Below are 18,622 nucleotides of genomic sequence, written 5' to 3' on the forward strand. Positions count from 1 at the left end.
GATCAAGGCTACATGGACGTACTTGCGCCGTCCCCGCAAACCCACAGTGCCCCGCCATCCCACGGAATGCACGCTGTTGCTTCGGCTGTTGCCGTTGCGTCTGCAGGTGCAGGGCGCAGCCCTGCCGAAAACCTACTTCACTCGACGACCCTTGCGGTCGATGCGGAACCAGTCGCCGCCTTCCATCGGCGTGTGGCCATCGCCATCCGGCGTACCATGACGGCAACCATTGCAGACCTCGGCCACGCCATCCTGGAACGGCCACCCGAAATCGAAGGTGCCGGGTACCACCTGGCGGAACTTCAGATCGAAGTAGGCCACGCGATTGCCAACGCGCCCGCGCAACAGGCCTTCCTGCGGTGTCTCCGGGCCGTTGTCCCAGGTGATCACCGGCAGGCTGCGACCCTTGCGGTTGACGTAGTGGAAGCCTTCGCCTGCGTACACCACGGCCAGGCCGTGATCGTCGTACGGCAGTTGCGCCAGGATGTCCCGGCTGATCTGCGGCCGGCCGTTGGCGACCTCGCAGCCCGGCAGCATCCAGAGACCATGCTCTTCGGTCATGACCTTGCAGGCCGGTCCCTGCGCCAGCGCACTGCCGCTGGCCAGCACGCCGAGCAGGACCAGCGACCGCGCGAGGCGGCCGCTGGCAGGGGCAGGGCGTGCCGGCCACACCATCACTTGGCCTCGGCCTTGCGCTCGAAGACGGTCGGCGCCGGCAACTGCACCGGCACGCCCTTGTCATCGCAGGTACCGGCCTGGCACAGGCGCTCGCGCAGGGCCGGGGTGGCCTGCACGATCATGTGGTAGATCGCGTTCTGTTCCAGCGTGCCGCGGATCGCCTTGCTGCCGGGGCCACGGGCCCAGATGCCGACGTCCTCGCCACCGTGCGATTCGGACTTCATCGGCACCAGCGCTTCCTGCATGTAGTCCGGATGCTCGGTGTCGACCTCGCGCAGGTTCGGGCGGCCGTTGGCCGGTTCGAAGGTGCTGGGATTGTGCGGGTAGCGCTTGCTGCCGGCCGGCTGCTGGTTGCTGCTGCCGGTGTGGCCCGGGCCGTTGGCGTAGCTCAGGGTGGTGTAGGGCTGGCCGGTGCCGTCCAGCGCGTAGTCGAGCTTGCCGGCGCCATCTTCGCCGCCCTTGTCCTTCACCTTGCCCAGGATCGGGTTGCCGCGCGCCGGGTAGCCGACAAAATTCAGGGTGTGCGAGTGGTCGGCGGTGACAATGATCAGGGTGTCATCGGCCGAAGTCAGTTCGTTGGACACGCGCACGGCGTCGGACAGCGCCACGGTCTCGGTCAGCGCCCGGTAGGCGTTGCCGCTGTGGTTGGCGTGGTCGATGCGCGCGCCTTCGATCATCAGCACGTAGCCTTCCTGGTGCTTTGAAAGATTCTTGATCGCGGCGGCAGTCAGTTCGGCCAGGCTCGGCTCACCACCCGGATCCTGCGGACGCTCGTATTCGTAGCGCATGTGGTCCGGCTCGAACAGGCCGAGGATGGCCGGCGCATTCGCGGCCGCCGCCAGCTGCTTGCTGTTCCAGACGTAGGCACCCTGCGGATGCGCCTGCTGCCATTCCTGCACCAGGCTGCGGCCGTCCAGGCGCTGGCCGACCTTGTCGTCGTACTCGGGATCGCGCTCCTCCACGGTGGTGAACTCGCCACGGCCACCGCCCAGGGCGACCAGCGGGCCGCGGCCATAGCGCGAGGTGGACAGCAGCTGCTGGGCGATGTCCTTGCAGCCGGCGGCCTTCGCCGCTTCGGTCAGATCAGTGTCGTTTTCCCAGTTGCGCTCAGGCGAGTGCGCGTAGGTGGCGGCCGGGGTGGCATGGGTCAGGCGCGCGGTGGAGACCACGCCGGTGGCCAGGCCGGCGCTGTCGGCCAGCTGCAGCCAGGTGAGCAGACCCTTGGACAGGCTGTCGGCACAGTCAGTGCGGCTGCCGGCGCTGACGCCGATCGCGCCCATGTGGGTCTTCACGCCGGTGGTGATGGCAGTCATGGTGCCGGCCGAATCCGGTGTCTGCGAATCGGTGTTGTAAGTCTTGCTGAACGCCGTGGCCGGGAAGCGCTCCCAGGACAGCAGGTTCTCTTCACCCGAGCCGCCCTTCTGCTGGCCTTCGTAGATGCGCGAGGCGGCCACGGTGGTCAGGCTCATGCCGTCGCCGAGGAACAGGATGACGTTTCTGGCCTTGCCGGACATCGCGCCGTTGGCGGCGGCCTGGGCGGCGCCGCTGCGGTACCACCACTGCGGGGTCTCGCCGGCCGGATGGGCAACGGGATCGACGGCGACCTTCAGGCCGGCCGGGGCGGACGCGGGGGTGGTGCTGGCGCAGGCGCCCAGCAGCAGGGTGGTGGCGCAGGCGGCCAACAGGGAGACGGAACGGCGCATGGACGCTGGGATCTCACAAACTGTAACGGGACGTTCATTATGCCCGCCCTCGCAAGGCACGCCGATGACACACTGATTTGCCCGCCCGGCGGTCGTTCTGCGGGCCGCCTTGGGCTATCGTGCCAGCATCCCTTCCTTCCCCTCTGGATTGCCTATGAAGCTGGTCTCTGCCTGGCTGCGGATTCCATTCTGGCAGCGCGTGGTCGGTGGCTTCGTGCTTGGCGCGCTGGCCGGCTGGGCGCTCGGCCCGGCTGCTGAAACCTGGTTCGGCCCGCTGGGCGAGCTGTACGTCACCCTGATCAAGATGATCGCGGTGCCGCTGGTGTTCTTCGCGGTCATCAATGCGATCTCGTCGCTGCACGGCCAGAAGTCGGTCGCCGCGCTCAGTGGCCGCACCTTCCTGTGGTTCGTGATCACCGCAGCGCTGGCGGTCTGCGTCGGCCTGGGCGTGGGCACCGTTCTGCAGCCCGGCGCCGGTGGCCTGCAGCTGTCGATGGCGAGCAACTACGTGCCGCGTGAAGTGCCCAGCGTGGTGCAGGTGCTGCTGGACGTGGTACCGGCCAATGTCTTCTACGCGCTGTCCGGCATCGGCACCAAGGTCAACGCAGCGGGTGAAACCGTGCTGGCCGCCGGCCGAGGCTCGATCCTGCCGGTGATCTTCTTCGCCGGCCTGGTCGGCTTTGCCATCGTCAAGCTGGGCGAGAAGGTGACCGAAGCGCGCAAGCTGGTCGGGCAGATGAGCGACATCATGATCCAGGTGACCCGCTTCGTGCTTGAGGTTACCCCGATCGGTACCTTCGGCCTGATCGCCGGCCTGGTCGGCAGCTATGGCTTCGAGAAGCTGCTGCCACTGGGTCATTTCGTGCTGGCGCTGTATGTCGCCTGCGCGCTGCACATCGTGGTGGTCTACAGCGCGCTGCTGCTTGCCCATGGCCTGAACCCGCTGAAGTTCTTCCGTGGTGCGGCGCCGGGCATGCAGGTCGCCTTCGTCAGTTCGTCCAGCTTCGCTGCGATGCCGGTGGCGCTGCGTTCGATCACCCACAACCTGGGTGTGAACAAGGACTACGGTTCGTTCGCCGTGCCGCTGGGCGCGAGCATCAAGATGGACGGCTGCGGCGCGATCTACCCGGCGCTGTGCGCGGTGTTCATCGCGCAGTACAGCGGCGTGCCGCTGACGCCGGAACAGTACGTGGTGGTGCTGATCGCCTCGGTGCTGGGCAGCTTCGGCACCGCCGGCGTACCGGGTACGGCGGTCATCATGGCCACCGTGGTGCTGAGTGCGGCCAACCTGCCGCTGGAAACCATCGGTTACCTGTACGCGATCGACCGCATCCTGGACATGATGCGCACGATGACCAATGTGACCGGCCAGATGCTGGTACCGGTGATCGTGGCCAAGGAAACCGGGTTGCTCGACCAAGCGGTGTACGACAACCCGTCCAGCAACGTGGGCGTGGACGATCCAGATCCGACGCCGCCACGCGGCTGAGGTTGCGTGGAAATGAAAGGCCCGCCCTGACCGGCGGGCCTTTTGTTTGGGGGATGGCGGACGCGTTGCCGACCAAGGCGGCCCCCCCCCCCGGTAGATCCACGCCATGCGTGGATGGAGAGTGCCGACCAAGGTCGGCAGCTACCCACCCATAACGGGCACAACAAAAAAGCCGCTGCAGGGGCAGCGGCTTTTTCTCCTATCAGGCGGCGCCGTGGCGCCAGCGGGCCAGATCAGAGGTCGACCCGGCGGGCCTGCATGAACTTGTTGCCCCAGTAGCCACTGAGCAGGGTGTCCACGCGGACGTCCTTGCCCGAGCTCGGAGCGTGCAGGAAGCGGCCGTCGCCAACATAGATGCCGACGTGGTCAACACGGCCCTTGCGGCCGAAGAAGACCAGGTCACCCGCGGCCAGCGCGGTGCGGTCATTGATCAGTTCGGCGTTGTCGTCGTGCGCCATCTCGCGCGAGACGCGCGGCAGCTCGATGCCCAGGGCCGAGCGGAACACGTAGCCGACCAGGCCGCTGCAATCGAAACCGCTGTCCGGGTTGCTGCCACCCCAACGGTACGGGGTACCCAGCAGCGTCATTGCGCGGCGCAGCAGCGACTGCACCTTGCCGTTGTCGGCGGCGGTACCGACAACGCTGCCGTTGGCGGCGCTGCTGGTGTCGTAGTTGGCAAGCAGGCGGCTGAGGTCGCCGGCCACTACGGCCGAGCGGTCCATCAGCGGAATGGTGTCGTTGGCGGCCAGGTGCGGCAGCAGGGCGGCCAGCGTGGCGCTGGCGGCGGCATCGACGCGGCTGCGCTGCGGAGCAGCAGCCTCGGCCTTGGCAGCCGGTCGGGCGGTGTTCTCGGCCGCCGGGGCCGGGGTCACATCGGAACGGTTCGGAGCAGTCTGCGACCAGGCCGGAAGGCTGGTCAGACACAGTGCCAAGCCAAGCAACAGCGGGCGGGCACTACGTGAAGATACGGAAGTCTGGCCTTCGCTTTTCAGGTCGTCAGTCGTCACGCGTCGGTCACAGGAAAAAAACGATGGGGCATCATGCCCTGCGGACGCATCTAAAAGTTAAAAATTCCGTTATAAAACCGTTATTTTGATGGTGATGGACGTCACACTTTTGAACATATCGCCTGTTCATTTTAGCGAAGAACACGTTTTGCGCCGGTGTAGTGGTCTTTCCAATAGGGCCCGCTGAGCGAATCGAGGCGAACCGTACCGCCGGTGCTCGGCGCGTGCACGAAGCGTCCTTCACCTACATAAATGCCTACATGGGTGACGCTGCCGCGGCTGCCGAAGAACACCAGGTCACCCGTGGCCAGGCGCTGCGGATCGATCTTCGGGCCCTGCACCGCGGCCAGGTCGCGCGAGGTCCGCGGCAGCTTCAGGTCCAGCATCTCGCGATAGACGTAGGCGACCAGTCCGCTGCAGTCGAAGCCCGAATCAGGCGTGTTGCCGCCATAGCGGTAAGGCGTGCCGACCAGGCTGATGGCGCGCATCAGCACCGAGTTGGCGGCCTCGGGATTGTCCGGCACCGTCTTCGGCCAGTTCGCCGAGGGCGGTGGTGGGGCCGGGCGCGTGGCCTTGCCGCCGCCACAGGCGGTCATCAACAGGGGCAGGGCCAGCAGCAGGGCCGGGGCGAGGAGCCGGCGCGGGCCGGACGAAACTGGCGTGATCTGCATGATCTCCGGATAATGCGCCACCTTGGATTGGCCGTCATGATGGCGGCGTCCCCGCCGGGCGACAACCCGCCCCAACCCGCCTGCCTCCGGCAGATCCATACAGAGTTGCGCATGAAGATCGAAAAAGACCGCGTTGTCCGCTTCCACTACACCGTTTCCGAAGCCGGCCAGGAGCCGATCGAATCGTCCAAGGACCGCGGCGAGCCGCTGGCGATCCTGATTGGCCACGGCAACATCATCCCGGGCCTGGAAAACGCCATGATGGACAAGGAAGCCGGCGCGACCTTCAATGTCGACGTCAAGGCGGCCGACGCCTACGGCGAGCGCCGTGACGGCCTGTCCCAGCGCGTGCCGAAGAAGCACTTCGGCAACACCAAGCTGGTCCCGGGCCAGCAGGTCGTGCTGCAGACCAACTTCGGCCCGCGTGCGGTGACCGTGCAGAAGGTCGGCATGAGCGTTGTCGACGTTGACCTGAACCACCCGATGGCCGGCAAGGACCTGCATTTCGACGTGGAAATCGTCGACGTGCGCGAAGCCGGCAAGGAAGAGCTCGACCACGGCCACGTCCACGGCGACGGTGGTCACCAGCACTGATCGCAGCGCGATCGTGATGGCTGCAACGGCCCGCTACGGCGGGCCGTTGCGTTTGTGGAACACGGCGCGGCCATCCATGGCGCGCAGGCCAGCGGCATAATGGCGAATCTGCCCGACGGATCCCCCGTGAACGCCGCTTCTCCTTCCCTGCAGCCGGTGGCTTCCGGCGAACGCATCGCGGTGCTGGACATGCTGCGCGGTGCCGCGCTGCTGGGCATCCTGCTGATGAACATCGAGGCCTTCAGCGGACCGCTGGATCTGGCTTTCACCGGCATCGACGCGCATTGGCAGGGCATCGACTATTGGGCTGACGCCTTCGTCTACGTGTTCGTGCAGGGCAAGTTCTTTACCTTGTTCTCGCTGCTGTTCGGTGCCGGCTTTGCGGTGATGGCGCAGCGCGCTGAAGTGGCCGGGCGTGGCTTCACTCCGTTCTACCTGCGCCGCAGCGCCGGACTGCTGCTGATCGGGTTGTGCCATGCGCTGCTGGTCTGGTCCGGTGACATCCTGGTGATGTACGCGCTGGTGTCGCTGCCGTTGCTGGCTTGCCGCGAGGCGCCGCGCAGCTGGCTGCCATGGATGGGCGTGATGCTCTATCTGGGCGGTGTGGTGATGATGCTGATGGTCGGCGCGATGGTATCGATGGCCTCGGACGAGGATGTGCAGAAAATGCTGGCTGAGGCGCAGCAGAGCATCGATCAGCAACGGTTGGTGTACGGGCACGGCAGCTGGATGCAGGCCAACGTGCAGCGGTTGAGCGAGTTCGGCACGTCGATGGGTGCGCTGCTGATCACCGGCCCCGAAGTGCTGGGCATGTTCCTGATTGGCAGCTGGTTCGCCGGCAGCGGTGCGCTGGTGGCGCCGGAGCGCTTCCCGCGGCTGTACGCGGTGCTGCGCTGGATTGCGCTGCCGCTGGGCCTGCTGGTCACGGTACTGGGCGTTGCCTGGAAGCCGTACCTGGTGCCGGGTGCCTACGACCTGCCGGTGACAGCCGCGATGGCACTGGTGACGATCGGCGGTCTGCTGATGTGCTTGGGCTACCTGGCGTGGATCGTGCGCTGGCGCACGCAGCTGGGTTGGCTGGCACCGGTCGGGCGCATGGCGCTGACCCATTACCTGGCGCAGTCGCTGGTCTGCACGCTCCTGTTCTATCACTACGGCCTGGGATGGTTCGAGGTGATGCCTCGCAGCGTGCAGCTGCTGTCGGCATTGCTGCTGTTCGCCAGCCAGGTGGTGATCAGCCATCTCTGGTTGCGTCGGTTCCGCTTTGGTCCGATGGAATGGCTGTGGCGAGCGATGACCTACGGGCAATTGCCGGCGATGCGACGTGTTGCCGGGCAGGGCTGATCGATGCCTGGCACACACGCCGTTGACCTTGATCGCCGCCATCATCTGTGCAGCTGTTGCAGATCATCGGTCGCGTCAGTTCACGTCTGGCCTGCAGTGGGCCGTGTCATGCTCGATATCAGCATGAGTGCCGGCACCGGCCCGCTGATCACCGATCCTGTCTGCGACCGTCCACCCGTGATCGATCCTGCCTCCTACCGACCCGAGCGATTCCGATGAGCACTGCACCCTATGATTACGATCTGATCGTCCTTGGCGGTGGCTCCGCCGGCCTGGCTGGCGCGATCCGCGCCGCGCAGCACGGCAAGCGCGTGGCGATGCTGGAGCCGGGCGAACTGGGCGGGACCTGCGTCAATGTCGGCTGCGTGCCGAAGAAGGCGATGTGGCTGGCGGCCGACCTGCACGAGCGCATCGGCCTGGCCAGTGCGATGGGCTTCGATGTCCAAGCGCGCCCGGCACTTTCCTGGAAGGAACTGGTGATCCATCGCCAGGCCTACATCAGCAACATCCACACCAGCTACCACAAGCGCCTGGATGAGACCGGCGTGGTGCGTATTCCAGCGCGTGGCCATCTGCTGGATGCGCACACCGTGGCCTGTAGCGATGGTGTGCGCTACAGCGCCGAGCACATCCTGATCGCCACTGGTGCGCACCCGTTGCGGCCCGACATTCCCGGTGCCGAACTGGGCCTGGTCTCCGACGATTTCTTCGATCTGCGCGCGGCGCCTGCCGAGGTCGCGATCATCGGGGGTGGTTACATCGCGGTGGAACTGGCGGGCCTGCTGCAGGCACTGGGCAGCAAGGTCAGCCTGCTGGTGCGCGGCAAGCGACTGCTGGAGCGGTTCGACTACGAACTGACCGATCAGTTGGCCGAGAACCTGAAACAGCAGGGCGTGCGCATCCATTTCGACTACCGCCTGCGCGAACTGCAGCGCGATGGTGAACGCGTGCGTGCATTCGGCCATGACGGCCCACTCGACAGCGTGTTCGATGCGGTGTTCTTTGCTACCGGCCGCCGCGGCAACAGCCGTGATCTGGGCCTGGAAGCACTCGGCATCGGCATCGGCGAGCACCAGCAGGTGCAGGTGGACGAGTGGCAGACCACGAACGTGCCGAGCGTGCACGCGGTGGGGGACATCGCCGGCAAGGTCGGCCTGACCCCGGTGGCGGTGGCGGCATCGCGGCGGCTGATGGACCGCCTGTTCGGTGGCCGGCCGCAATCGAAGATGGATTACGAGAACGTGGCCAGCGTAGTGTTCTCGCACCCACCGCTGGGCGCGGTGGGCATGAGCGAAGAAGAAGCACGCGCGTGTTTCGACCAGGTGAGCGTCTACCACAGCCGTTTCCGCCCGATGCTGCAGGCGCTGGCAAATGGCACCCAGCGCAGCCTGTTCAAGATGGTCTGCGCCGGCCCGGAAGAACGCGTGGTCGGCATCCATCTGCTGGGCGAGGCCGCAGACGAGATCCTGCAGGGCTTCGCAGTGGCGGTGAAGATGGGCGCGACCAAGGCCCAGTTCGACGACACCGTGGCGATCCACCCGACGTCTGCTGAAGAAGTGGTGTTGATGCGCTGAGCCGACACTCACGGTAGTGCCGGCCGCTGGCCGGCAACCTCGACAGCAACGGCCGAAGCAACAGCAACAGCAACAGCAACAGCGTGCATTCCGTGGAATGGCGGGGTGGGTCTGGTTGCGGGGGACGCTGCAAGTCCCCCTCCGGGGCCCGGCCCAGCCGCTGGCGGCTGTGCGTTCGGGCGCTTGCGAAGCAGTGCTTCGCAAGCAAAGCGCCCTCACCCCCGCAAGCTCGGTCGCCGCTTGCTCGTGTGCGCTGTCCTGCGTACACGGCAAGACCGGGGTTGGGCGTCCTGCCCAACCCGCCCGAGGCGTGCCTCGGGCCCATGCGGCTCACGCCCCCGCAACCGGACCCACCCCGCCTTCGACAGACTCCTGCGATCTATCCGAACTGCGTTTTGTGTTGCTGTTGGTAGGTGTCGACCTTGGTCGACACGTAGATCCACGCCATGCGTGGATCAGGAGTTGCAGTGAGCATGAACGGACATCGGATCGTTCGCCCGGAAGTGCCATGAGACAATTGGAAGCAATCCGGCTGCTTCCAGCCGCCCATGCGGCCCGTTTTCTTCCTGATGTCCACTTCTTCCCCCCGCATCGCCACCACGTCCCCGCGCATCGCTCTGGGCGGCATCGGCCTGGCTGCAATCGGCGCCATTGCCGCTTCAGGCAAGGCCATCATCGTCAAGCTGGGGCTGCGCCATGGCGTGGATGCCACAACGCTGCTGGCGCTGCGCATGCTGATGGCGCTGCCCCTGTTCGCGCTGATGGCGGTGTGGGCCTCGCGCCGTGCCGCACCGCTGTCCTGGCGCGACCGTGCACGCGTGCTGTGGCTGGGCTTCACCGGCTATTACCTGTCCAGCCTGCTGGACTTCCAGGGGCTGCAGTACATCAGCGTGACCCTGGAACGATTGATCCTGTACTTGAACCCGACCCTGGTACTGCTGATCAACGTGCTGCTGGCACGACAGCGGCCGGGCCGCTGGCAGATCGGTGCGCTGGTGCTGAGCTATATCGGCGTGCTGATCGCCTTCGGCCACGATCTGCAGCGTGAGGGCGGGCAGATCATCCTCGGCAGCCTGCTGGTGCTGGGCAGTGCACTCAGCTATGCGCTGTACCTGTTCGGCAGTGGGCAGGTGGTGGCGCGCATCGGTGCGGTGCGGCTGACCGCCTATGCCAGCTGCGTGGCCAGCGCGCTGGTGCTGCTGCATTTCGCGGTGACCCATCCGCTGCCGCTGCTGTGGCAGGCTCCGGCGCCGGTGCAGTGGCTGTCGCTGGTCAACGCCACCGTGTGCACGGTGCTGCCGGTGCTGGCGATCATGCTGGCGGTGCAGCGCGTGGGTTCGTCGCTGGCCGCGCAGGTCGGTATGCTGGGCCCTGTTTCCACCATCGTGATGAGCCTATGGCTGCTCGACGAACCGATGGGGCCGGCGCAGATCGCCGGCACCGTACTGGTGCTGATCGGCGTACTGCTGGTGACCCGCCTGCGACGCTGACGCCGGAGCAGGCGCGTGCGCGCATCCTGGCGGTGATCCGTGCGATTCCGCCTGGCAAGGTGATGGGCTACGGCCAGGTGGCGATGCGTGCCGGCCTGCCTGGGCGCGCGCGGTTGACCGCACGCATCCTCGGCCAGAACGACGATCCAGACCTGCCCTGGCACCGCGTGCTGCGCTCGGATGGGCGCATTGCCATGGAAGAAGGGTCGGCCGGCTGGCGCGAGCAGTCGCAGCGGCTGCGTGCCGAGGGCGTAGTGGTGGAGAATGGCCGGGTGCGGATGCCCGCGACCGATCCGGTTGCAGCGCTGGATGCGGCCGTGTGGGGCCCCGGTTGAGCGCCGCTGGCGACTGAACAGGCTACGCCTGCCGGTCGCCAACAAGACACGGTGCTGCGGCTATGATGGAGGCCGTTCCATGCCGGTGCTCCCATGTTCCCGCGACTGCCTACCGTTACCAAGGCCCTGCTGATCGCCAACGCGATCCTGTTCCTGCTGCAGCAGCCGTTCCTGCTCGGCATGCAGACCTTCGAGCCGTTCATGCTGCAACCGTTGCAGCAGGGCTTCGACGCATTCTCGCCGGGTGGCAACTTCCAGCCGTGGCAGCTGCTGACCTATGGCTTCCTGCACGGCAGCTTCGGGCACCTGTTCTTCAACATGCTGGCCGTCTTCATGTTTGGCGCGCCACTGGAGCAGACCTGGGGCGAGAAGCGCTTCCTGCTCTATTACCTGGTGTGCGTGGCCGGTGCCGGCGTCTGCCAGCTGCTGGTGGGCACGCTGCTGGAAAACCCGGCCACGGTGCTGGGCGCTTCCGGTGGCGTGTTCGGCCTGCTGCTGGCCTACGGCATGTTGTTCCCGAACCAACGGGTGATGCTGCTGTTCCCGCCGATTCCGATGAAGGCACGGACCTTCGTGATCCTGTTCGGCGTGGGCGAGCTGGTGCTGGGCATGACCGGCTGGCAGCCGGGCGTGGCCCATTTCGCGCACCTGGGCGGCATGCTGTTCGGCTGGTTGCTGATCCGCTACTGGCGCGGGCAGCCGCCGTTCAACAAGCGTCGTCCGCCCGGCCCGCCGAAGCGCCCGAACCATCTGCGCAGCGTGAAGTGAGGCGCGATGCGCCTCGCTTCACGCGGGTAGGTGCCAACCTTGGTTGGCACGCTTTGAACGGGATCATTTGACGCTGTAGGTGCCGACCGTTGGTCGGCACGCATTGCCCGGTAGTTGCCAACCTTGGTTGGCACCTACCAACAGCAGATCGCGACAACGGCAGGGCAAACCCGCATCCGCGCGTGGCGAGGATCTACAGATCCTGCAACACCACCTGGGCGGCATTGTGTCCCGGCGCACCGGTCACACCGCCACCGGGATGGGTGCCCGACCCGCACAGGTATAGTCCGGGCAGGGCGCCGCGATAGCCGGCCTGGCCGACCATCGGTCGAGCCGAGAACAGCTGGTTGGCACTGAGCGCGCCATGAAAAATGTCGCCACCGATCAGGCCGAAGGTCCGTTCAAGATCCAGCGGTGACAGCACCTGTCGACCGAGAACACTGTCGGCGAAGCCGGGTGCATACCGTTCAACGGTGGCGATCATCAGGTCGGCAACGGTATCGCGGTGATCATCCCAATGGCGGCCTTCAGGCAACACCGGCGCCACGTGCTGGCAGAACAGGCTGGCCACATGCTGGCCGGGCGGCGCCAGCGAATCGTCCAGCGTACTGGGAATGAGCATTTCCACGATCGGTTCGCGCGACCAGCCGTCGCGGCGCGCATCCAGCCAGGCCCGGTCCATGTAGTCCAGGCTGGGCGCAATGATGATGCCGGCGCTGAGGTGATCGCCGGGGCCGGGCAGGGCGCGGAAGTCCGGCAACCGCGACAGCGCCACGTTCATCCGGAAGGTGCCGGAGCCGCAACGCCAGTTCGCCATCCGCTCGCGCGTAGCTGCCGGTACCTGCGAAGGTTCCAACAATTGCTCGTACAGCAGTTTTGGATTGACGTTGGCGATCACTGCTCTTGCACGCAGGATTTCACCGTTGGCCAGTTCCACGCCCACCGCGCGGCCCTGTTCGATCCGCACGCGCTGCACCCCGGCCTCCGCGCGCAGTTCCGCGCCGGCCTCGCGTGCCGACGCCGCAATCGCCTGGCTGATCGTTCCCATGCCGCCGATCGCGTGGCCCCACGCGCCTTTCACGCCATTGCACTGGCCGAATACGTGGTGCAGCAGCACGTACGCACTGCCCGGTGTGTACGGGCTTGCGTAGTTGCCGACGATGCCATCGAAACCAAACAGCGCCTTGATCGGCGCGCTCTCGAACCAGCGATCCAGATACTCGGCCGCCGACAGCGTGAACAGGTCGAGCAGTTCCTGCCGCAGCGAGGTATCCAGCGTAGCCAGTTCACGACCGAGGCGGCCCATCTGCCACAGGGCGGGCAGGGCACGCCAACCGCCCGTCACGCCCAGATCCGGTGGCGCACGCAGAGCCCACGCGCGCAGTACGTCGGCGAAGATCTCCAGGCGCGCCTCGTACGCTGGCAAGCGCTGCGCATCCTGTTTGGAGAACTTCGCTACTTCGGCCTGGGTGCGGCCCAGCGCCGACAGCAGATAGCGGTCATCAGGCAACGGCAGGAAGTTGTTGGCCGGACGCGCGACGATGCGCAGCCCATGTGCATGCAGCTGCAGGTCATCGATCACCTGCGGTTGCAGCAGCGAGACCGTGTATGACGCCACCGAATTGCGGAAACCGGGATGGAATTCCTCGGTGACTGCCGCGCCGCCGAGAACGCCACGACGTTCCAGCACCAGCACTTTCTTTCCGCCGCGCGCCAGATAGGCCGCGCAGACCAAGCCGTTGTGGCCACCGCCAACGATGATCGCATCCCAGGTCATCAGCACCTCGGAAAAAGGGACGGAGGGAGTTAAGTCGCAATCTGCATCTGAGCACAGGACAGGGGCAGAAACGACTTAATCCCCTCCGTCCCCTTTTTTGATTGCCGCTTCGATGGTGGCGATGTCGATCTTCTTCATCGGCATCATCGCGTTGAAGGCGCGCTTGGCCAGTGCCTTGTCCTTGCTGGTTACCGCTTCGATCAGCATGCGCGGGCTGATCTGCCAGGAGATGCCCCAGCGGTCCTTGCACCAGCCGCATTGGCTCTCCTGTCCGCCGTTGCCGACGATCGCATTCCACAGGCGGTCGGTCTCGGCCTGGTCCTCGGTCTGGATCTGGAAGGAGAACGCTTCGCTGTGCTTGAACGCGGTGCCGCCGTTGAGGCCGACACAGGGAACACCACAGACCGTGAACTCGACCGTCAGCACATTGCCTTCCTTGCCGTCGGGATAGTCACCGGGGGCGTGATGCACGGCGGTCACCGCGCTGTCGGGCAGGAGGCTGGCGTAGAAGGTGGCGGCCTCGAGCGCGCCGTTGTCGTACCAGACACAGATCGTATTCTTGTGTGCCATGTCGGGGCTCCGCGATGGACGAAGCCGCAGCGATAGCACGCCCGGTGTTAACCCGGGATCGTGCTGCACCCGCAAAAAAGGGCGCCCGAAGGCGCCCTCTGCATTACCGGTGCGGCAGTTGGCTCAGCGCCAGACCTTGATCTGCTCGGCTTCGCTGCGCTGCATCGGCTGGCCGGCCTTGCAGCTGAAGGTGGCGCCAAATGCCGGCAGGTTGGCCAGCGTGCCGTTGCTGCGCCACAGGCCCGGCGCACGGATGTCGGCGGTCAGGCGGCGCACGGCTTCGTTCGGCGACAGCTGCTGTGCCCACAGCGCCGACCAGGCGCGGAAGAAGCCCTGCTGCTGTGCCTGCTTGGCCTTCGGCTCCTGTGCGAGATAAGCCGCCCAGGCCAGCTCCAGGCCGGCGATGTCGGCCAGGTTCTCTTCCTGGGTCAGCGTGCCGTTGACCTTGGCACCCTTCACGCCCGGGAAATCATAGCTGCCGTACTGCGCGGCCACGCGGTTGCCGAGCAGGGTCCAGGCGGTCTTGTCGGCCGGGGTCCACCAGCTGCGCAACTCGCCCTTGGCGTCGACCAGCGCACCCTTGGCATCGATCGCACGGGTCAGTTCGTGGCCAACCAGGCCACCGAAGCTGCCGAACTTGTCGGCGGCATCGGCCTTGGCGTTGAACACCGGGCCCTGCAGGATCGCGGCGGTGACGATCAGGCGGTTCTGGGCCAGGTCGTAGGCCAGCGACGGCTGCTGCGGCAGCACGTCCCAGCGACGGTCGGCGTTGCCCTTGCCGATGCGCTTCATTTCCTCGCGATGGCGCCAGGTCGAAGCGATCAGCATGTTGCCGCCGAACGAGCCACGGCCCATCGGCTGCACGCTGTAGTCGAGGTCGCGCAGCGGGGTGCCGATCTCGATCTTCAGCGCGGCCAGCTTGGCCTGCGCTTCGGTCTTGGCCTCGGCGCTCATCCAGCTGCTGTTCTTGACCGCTTCGATCTGCACTTCACGGACCTTGTCGACGATCCACGCCGCCTGGCGACGGTCTTCGGCCGGCAGGTAACGGGCGGCGTATTCGCGACCGACCATCGGGCCAGCGGCCACGTTGATCGCATCGAGCACGTCTTCCCAACGCTGCGGCGGCAGGGTCTCGCCACGCAGCACGCGGCCGCGGAATTCGAACTCGGCGTCGCGGTAGGCCTTGGACAGGTACGGCGCCATCGAGTCGCCCACGCGCCAGCGCAGGTAGGCCTTCCACTGGTCCGGCTTGAGCTTGGTGACCATGCCGTCGAGCTGCTTGAACAGGCCCGGGTCGGCCAGCGAGACCAGGTCGTCATCCACGCCCTGTGCCTTCAGGAAAGCGTCCAGCTGCAGGTTGCGGTAGCGGCTGTTGAGCTCCTTGGTGGAGATCGGCGCGTAGTTGTTGAACGGGTTGTTGATGCCGGCCAGCGACTGCGCATTGCGTGCCAGCTCGGTTTCCAGCGCGATCACCGCCTGCGACTCGGCATCCAGCTTGGCGGCCGGGGTGCCGGTCAGCGCCAGGATCTGCTTGACGTAGTTGCGGTAGCGCCCCATCAGGGCCACGGTGTCGGCATCTGTACGGGTATAGAACGCCGGATCCGGCAAGCCCATGCCGCCCTGCATGAAGTAGCCGATGTGGCGGTCAAGTGCCTTCAGGTCGACGTCCGGGCCGAAGTTGAAGGCCACCGGGATGCCGACCTGGTGCAGTGCCGCGATCGAGGCCGGTACATCCTTGGCCTTCTTGATCGCGTTGATGCGGGTCAGCAGCGGTGCGATCGGGTTGGAGCCGTCCGCTTCCACGGCCGCTTCGTCCAGGCCACTGGCCCAGAAATCACCCAGCAGCTTCTGCACGTTGCCCTGCGGCGACTTCATCGCCGCGTCGAGCAGTTCGCGCTGCTGCTGGCGGCTGCGGTCGACCAGCTGGCCCAGTGCGGTGATGGCGCCGGTCTGCGGTACCGGGTTGGCCTTCAGCCAGCCTGCATTGGTGGCGTCGTAGAAGTCGCTGCACTGGGCGCTGACAGCCGGGGCGCGCGCGGCCTTTTTCTTGGCGGCGAATGCATCGTGGGTCGGGACCAGGGTCGCCAGGCTGATGCCCAGGGCGATGGCAAGCGGACGGAAATTGGGCATGTGGAACGAATCCGTGATGGATTGAGGGCGCGCGCACTATAGCAAGCTGTGCATCGACGCGGCATGCAGGCGTCACGCCCTGTTCGCGGGTCACCGGCATCAGTAGATCCAGGCCATGCGTGGATGACATGCAATGCGCCGCCAAAAGCAGAGGCCCGGGAATTCCCGGGCCTCTGCAGGTCTACCTTGGCATCAGCCAGGGCTTACCAGATCACCACCTGCTGTTCGCCGGCGCGGACCATCGGCGAACCGGCCTTGCACTGGAACGCAGCGGCGAAGGTCGGCAGGTTCGACGGCGCACCCATGGCTCGGAACTGCGCCGGGGCGTGCGGATCGGTGGCCAGGCGGACCTTGGCGTTCTCCGGGGTGTACTTGGTGCGCCACACGGTGGCCCAGTTGAAGAAGAAGCGCTGGTCGCGGGTGAAGCCGTCGACCTTCGCATCTTCCTTGCCGGCGGTGGCCTTCTGCAGGGCATCGTAGGCGGTGGCAAGGCCACCCAGATCGGCGATGTTCTCGCCCAGGGTCAGGTGGCCGTTCACCGCCTGGCCGTCGACCTTGTACTGGTCGAACTGCTTGACCAGCTTGCCGGTCAGGCCTTCGAAGTTCTTCTTGTCGGCCGGGGTCCACCAGTCTTCCATGTTGCCGGTCGGCCCGAAGCGCGCACCCTGGTCGTCGTAACCGTGGGTCATTTCATGGCCGATCACCGCACCGATGCCGCCGTAGTTCAGCGCGTCGTCGGCCTTCGGATCGAAGAACGGCGGCTGCAGGATGGCAGCCGGGAACACGATCTCGTTCTGCAGCGGGTTGTAGTAGGCATTGACCGTCTGCGGGGTCATGCCCCACTCGGTCTTGTCCACCGGCTTGCCGATCTTGGACAGGTTGAACTTGTAGTTGAATTCGCTGGCGGCGCGCACATTGCCCAGGAAGCTGTCGCGCTGGGTCTGCAGGCCCGACCAGTCACGCCACTTGTCCGGGTAGCCGATCTTCGGGGTAAAGGTTTCCCACTTGGCGATGGCCTTGGCCTTGGTTTCCTCGCTCATCCAGCTCAAGCCCTGGATGCGTTCCTTCAGCGAAGCCGCCAGGTTCTTCACCAGCTCTTCCATCTTCGCCTTGGCTTCCGGCGAGAAGGCCACCTTCACGTACAGCTGGCCGAAGGCTTCGCCGGCATCGTTCTCGATGGTGCCCAGCACGCGCTTCCAGCGCGGCTTCTGTTCCTTCTGGCCATTGAGGGTCTTGCCGTAGAACTCGTAGTTCTCCTGCACGAAGGCGTCGGCCAGGTACGGCGAAGCGCTGTCCACGGTGTGGAAGCGCAGGTAGGCACGCCACACCGACGGATCGGTATCGCCCAGCGCCTTGCTCACTTCTTCATGGAAGGCCGGCATGGCCAGCGAGAACTTCTCCGGCGCGGCAACGCCCTGCGACTTGAAGAACTCGGTCCAGTTGAAGTTCGGGGTCAGCTTGTCGGCGTCGGCCAGAGTGACCGGGTTGTAGAACAACTCAACGTTGCGCGACAGCTCGACGCGCGACTTGGAGGCCTTGGCCAGGCGGGTTTCGAACTTGACCACTTCTTCGGCCTGCTTGGCGGCGTCGGCCGCGGCGACGCCGGACAGTTCCAGCACCTTGGCGACGTGCGCCTGGTAGGCCTTCAGCTTGTCCGCGTTCTTGGCATCGGTGTAGTAGGTGGTGTCCGGCAGACCCAGGCCGCCCTGGCTGGCGTAGGCCATGTTCACGGCCGAGTTCTTGAAGTCGGCTTCGGCGCCGAAGCCGAACAGGATGTTGTCACCCTTGGCGGCGCTGGTGCGCAGGTAGTTGGCGATGGCTGCCTTGTCCTGCAGGCCCTCGATCGCGGTCAGGTCGGCCTTCAGCGGCTCGATGCCCTGCGCGTTGATCTTGGCTTCGTCCATGCCGGTGGCCCAGAGGTCGCCGACGATCTTCTCGATGTGGTTCGGGTTCTTGACCTGCGCCACCTGTTCAGCCAGCTGGTGCTGCACGGCCACCGAACGCTCGTCGAGGATGGTGAACGCGCCCCAGCTGGTGCGGTCGCCCGGAATCTCATTGGCCGCCAGCCACTTGCTGTTGACGTAGTCGCCGAACGCGCCGCAGGCGTCCTTGCTGGTGTCCAGATCGCTCGGCTGGAAGGAGTTGTAGGCCGGCAGCTTGCTTTCGTCCAGCGTGTAGTTGGTGGCTTCGGCGGTAGCCGGCGTGGAGGCGGTGGCGTCCTTGGCCGGGGTTTCGTTCTTGCCGCAGCCGACCAGCGCGGCCGAAACGGCCAGGGTCAGCAGCACGATCTTGGGAGTACGGGTCACTTGAATGGCCTCCAGGCCGAGTGAGTCAGGGAAGGGCCGCGGGGACGGCCGTGGGCCGAACGATACGCCGCCGGCCTGCCCTGCAAGGGTGTCGAAGGTCATGGCCGGGCGCAAGGGCCGCTGCCTTGCCCGGAAAAGACAGACCCGGCAAAAGCCGGGTCTGACGGGGTACTGCTATCCGCCCAG

15 protein-coding genes are annotated in these 18,622 nt (G+C 66.0%); 7 read left to right on the top strand and 8 right to left on the bottom strand.

Going from position 1 to position 18,622, the window contains the following annotated elements:
• Nucleotides 1–132 precede the first annotated feature (132 nt).
• Together DI041_RS11695 and DI041_RS11700 are read right to left on the bottom strand one after the other, a co-directional pair.
• On the bottom strand, nt 133–675 hold the full coding sequence (locus DI041_RS11695; RefSeq protein WP_430543765.1) for a WG repeat-containing protein: 543 nt from the start codon (nt 673–675) through the stop codon (nt 133–135).
• Nucleotides 675–2,381 carry an alkaline phosphatase gene (locus DI041_RS11700; protein WP_136639363.1) on the bottom strand — a complete coding sequence of 569 codons (1,707 nt, stop codon included), beginning with the start codon at nt 2,379–2,381 and terminating at the stop codon, nt 675–677. The genes DI041_RS11695 and DI041_RS11700 overlap by 1 nt, the downstream gene beginning before the upstream one ends.
• A 154-nt stretch (nt 2,382–2,535) precedes the next feature.
• Here DI041_RS11700 and DI041_RS11705 point away from each other — a divergent pair, with 154 nt between their 5' ends.
• On the top strand, nt 2,536–3,870 hold the full coding sequence (locus DI041_RS11705; RefSeq protein WP_046988032.1) for a dicarboxylate/amino acid:cation symporter: 1,335 nt from the start codon (nt 2,536–2,538) through the stop codon (nt 3,868–3,870).
• Nucleotides 3,871–4,103: 233 nt separating this feature from the next.
• Here the strand turns inward: DI041_RS11705 and DI041_RS11710 are convergent, their stop codons facing one another.
• Nucleotides 4,104–4,862 carry a C40 family peptidase gene (locus DI041_RS11710; RefSeq protein WP_426355739.1) on the bottom strand — a complete coding sequence of 253 codons (759 nt, stop codon included), beginning with the start codon at nt 4,860–4,862 and terminating at the stop codon, nt 4,104–4,106.
• Nucleotides 4,863–5,008: 146 nt separating this feature from the next.
• A complete protein-coding gene (locus tag DI041_RS11715) occupies nt 5,009–5,548 on the bottom strand; it encodes a C40 family peptidase (protein ID WP_012511748.1) in 540 nt (179 codons plus the stop codon).
• Between the two features lie 111 nt (nt 5,549–5,659).
• On the opposite strand from DI041_RS11715, the gene DI041_RS11720 reads away from it, so the two are divergent.
• The 6 genes from DI041_RS11720 (at nt 5,660) to DI041_RS11745 (ending at nt 11,653) form a co-directional block, all read left to right on the top strand.
• Nucleotides 5,660–6,142: an FKBP-type peptidyl-prolyl cis-trans isomerase gene (locus DI041_RS11720; RefSeq protein WP_012511747.1), complete on the top strand. Its 483-nt coding sequence runs from the start codon at nt 5,660–5,662 to the stop codon at nt 6,140–6,142.
• A 99-nt stretch (nt 6,143–6,241) separates the two neighbouring features.
• Nucleotides 6,242–7,486 carry a DUF418 domain-containing protein gene (locus tag DI041_RS11725; protein WP_136639364.1) on the top strand — a complete coding sequence of 415 codons (1,245 nt, stop codon included), beginning with the start codon at nt 6,242–6,244 and terminating at the stop codon, nt 7,484–7,486.
• Between the two features lie 215 nt (nt 7,487–7,701).
• Nucleotides 7,702–9,060 carry a glutathione-disulfide reductase gene (gene gorA, locus DI041_RS11730; protein WP_046988030.1) on the top strand — a complete coding sequence of 453 codons (1,359 nt, stop codon included), beginning with the start codon at nt 7,702–7,704 and terminating at the stop codon, nt 9,058–9,060.
• Nucleotides 9,061–9,629: 569 nt separating this feature from the next.
• Nucleotides 9,630–10,550: a DMT family transporter gene (locus DI041_RS11735; protein WP_046983623.1), complete on the top strand. Its 921-nt coding sequence runs from the start codon at nt 9,630–9,632 to the stop codon at nt 10,548–10,550.
• On the top strand, nt 10,457–10,885 hold the full coding sequence (locus DI041_RS11740; RefSeq protein WP_428705144.1) for an MGMT family protein: 429 nt from the start codon (nt 10,457–10,459) through the stop codon (nt 10,883–10,885). The genes DI041_RS11735 and DI041_RS11740 overlap by 94 nt, the downstream gene beginning before the upstream one ends.
• A 93-nt stretch (nt 10,886–10,978) precedes the next feature.
• Nucleotides 10,979–11,653 (top strand): rhomboid family intramembrane serine protease, encoded by a 675-nt coding sequence (locus tag DI041_RS11745; protein WP_005410509.1) that lies wholly within the window; start codon nt 10,979–10,981, stop codon nt 11,651–11,653.
• Between the two features lie 193 nt (nt 11,654–11,846).
• Here DI041_RS11745 and DI041_RS11750 read toward each other — a convergent pair whose 3' ends face one another.
• The 4 genes from DI041_RS11750 to DI041_RS11765 form a co-directional block, all read right to left on the bottom strand.
• On the bottom strand, nt 11,847–13,430 hold the full coding sequence (locus tag DI041_RS11750; protein WP_046983624.1) for a phytoene desaturase family protein: 1,584 nt from the start codon (nt 13,428–13,430) through the stop codon (nt 11,847–11,849).
• Between the two features lie 75 nt (nt 13,431–13,505).
• A complete protein-coding gene (locus tag DI041_RS11755) occupies nt 13,506–14,000 on the bottom strand; it encodes a VOC family protein (protein ID WP_046983574.1) in 495 nt (164 codons plus the stop codon).
• Between the two features lie 123 nt (nt 14,001–14,123).
• Complete coding sequence (locus DI041_RS11760; RefSeq protein ID WP_046983575.1) at nt 14,124–16,130, bottom strand: M13 family metallopeptidase; 2,007 nt, start codon at nt 16,128–16,130, stop codon at nt 14,124–14,126.
• Between the two features lie 203 nt (nt 16,131–16,333).
• A complete protein-coding gene (locus DI041_RS11765) occupies nt 16,334–18,436 on the bottom strand; it encodes a M13 family metallopeptidase (protein ID WP_136639365.1) in 2,103 nt (700 codons plus the stop codon).
• Nucleotides 18,437–18,622 lie beyond the last annotated feature (186 nt).

The sequence above is a fragment of the Stenotrophomonas maltophilia genome, assembly GCF_004920835.1.
GTDB classification, from domain to species: Bacteria; Pseudomonadota; Gammaproteobacteria; order Xanthomonadales; family Xanthomonadaceae; genus Stenotrophomonas; species Stenotrophomonas maltophilia_AQ.

Bases quoted from the DNA above. Each gene is read 5' to 3' on its own strand.
- DI041_RS11695 (WP_430543765.1), bottom strand. From the start codon at position 675: ATGGTGTGGCCGGCACGCCCTGCCCCTGCCAGCGGCCGCCTCGCGCGG.
- DI041_RS11700 (WP_136639363.1), bottom strand. From the start codon at position 2,381: ATGCGCCGTTCCGTCTCCCTGTTGGCCGCCTGCGCCACCACCCTGCTG.
- DI041_RS11705 (WP_046988032.1), top strand. From the start codon at position 2,536: ATGAAGCTGGTCTCTGCCTGGCTGCGGATTCCATTCTGGCAGCGCGTG.
- DI041_RS11715 (WP_012511748.1), bottom strand. From the start codon at position 5,548: ATGCAGATCACGCCAGTTTCGTCCGGCCCGCGCCGGCTCCTCGCCCCG.
- DI041_RS11720 (WP_012511747.1), top strand. From the start codon at position 5,660: ATGAAGATCGAAAAAGACCGCGTTGTCCGCTTCCACTACACCGTTTCC.
- DI041_RS11725 (WP_136639364.1), top strand. From the start codon at position 6,242: ATGGCGAATCTGCCCGACGGATCCCCCGTGAACGCCGCTTCTCCTTCC.
- gorA (WP_046988030.1), top strand. From the start codon at position 7,702: ATGAGCACTGCACCCTATGATTACGATCTGATCGTCCTTGGCGGTGGC.
- DI041_RS11735 (WP_046983623.1), top strand. From the start codon at position 9,630: ATGTCCACTTCTTCCCCCCGCATCGCCACCACGTCCCCGCGCATCGCT.
- DI041_RS11740 (WP_428705144.1), top strand. From the start codon at position 10,457: ATGGCTGCTCGACGAACCGATGGGGCCGGCGCAGATCGCCGGCACCGT.
- DI041_RS11745 (WP_005410509.1), top strand. From the start codon at position 10,979: ATGTTCCCGCGACTGCCTACCGTTACCAAGGCCCTGCTGATCGCCAAC.
- DI041_RS11750 (WP_046983624.1), bottom strand. From the start codon at position 13,430: ATGACCTGGGATGCGATCATCGTTGGCGGTGGCCACAACGGCTTGGTC.
- DI041_RS11755 (WP_046983574.1), bottom strand. From the start codon at position 14,000: ATGGCACACAAGAATACGATCTGTGTCTGGTACGACAACGGCGCGCTC.
- DI041_RS11760 (WP_046983575.1), bottom strand. From the start codon at position 16,130: ATGCCCAATTTCCGTCCGCTTGCCATCGCCCTGGGCATCAGCCTGGCG.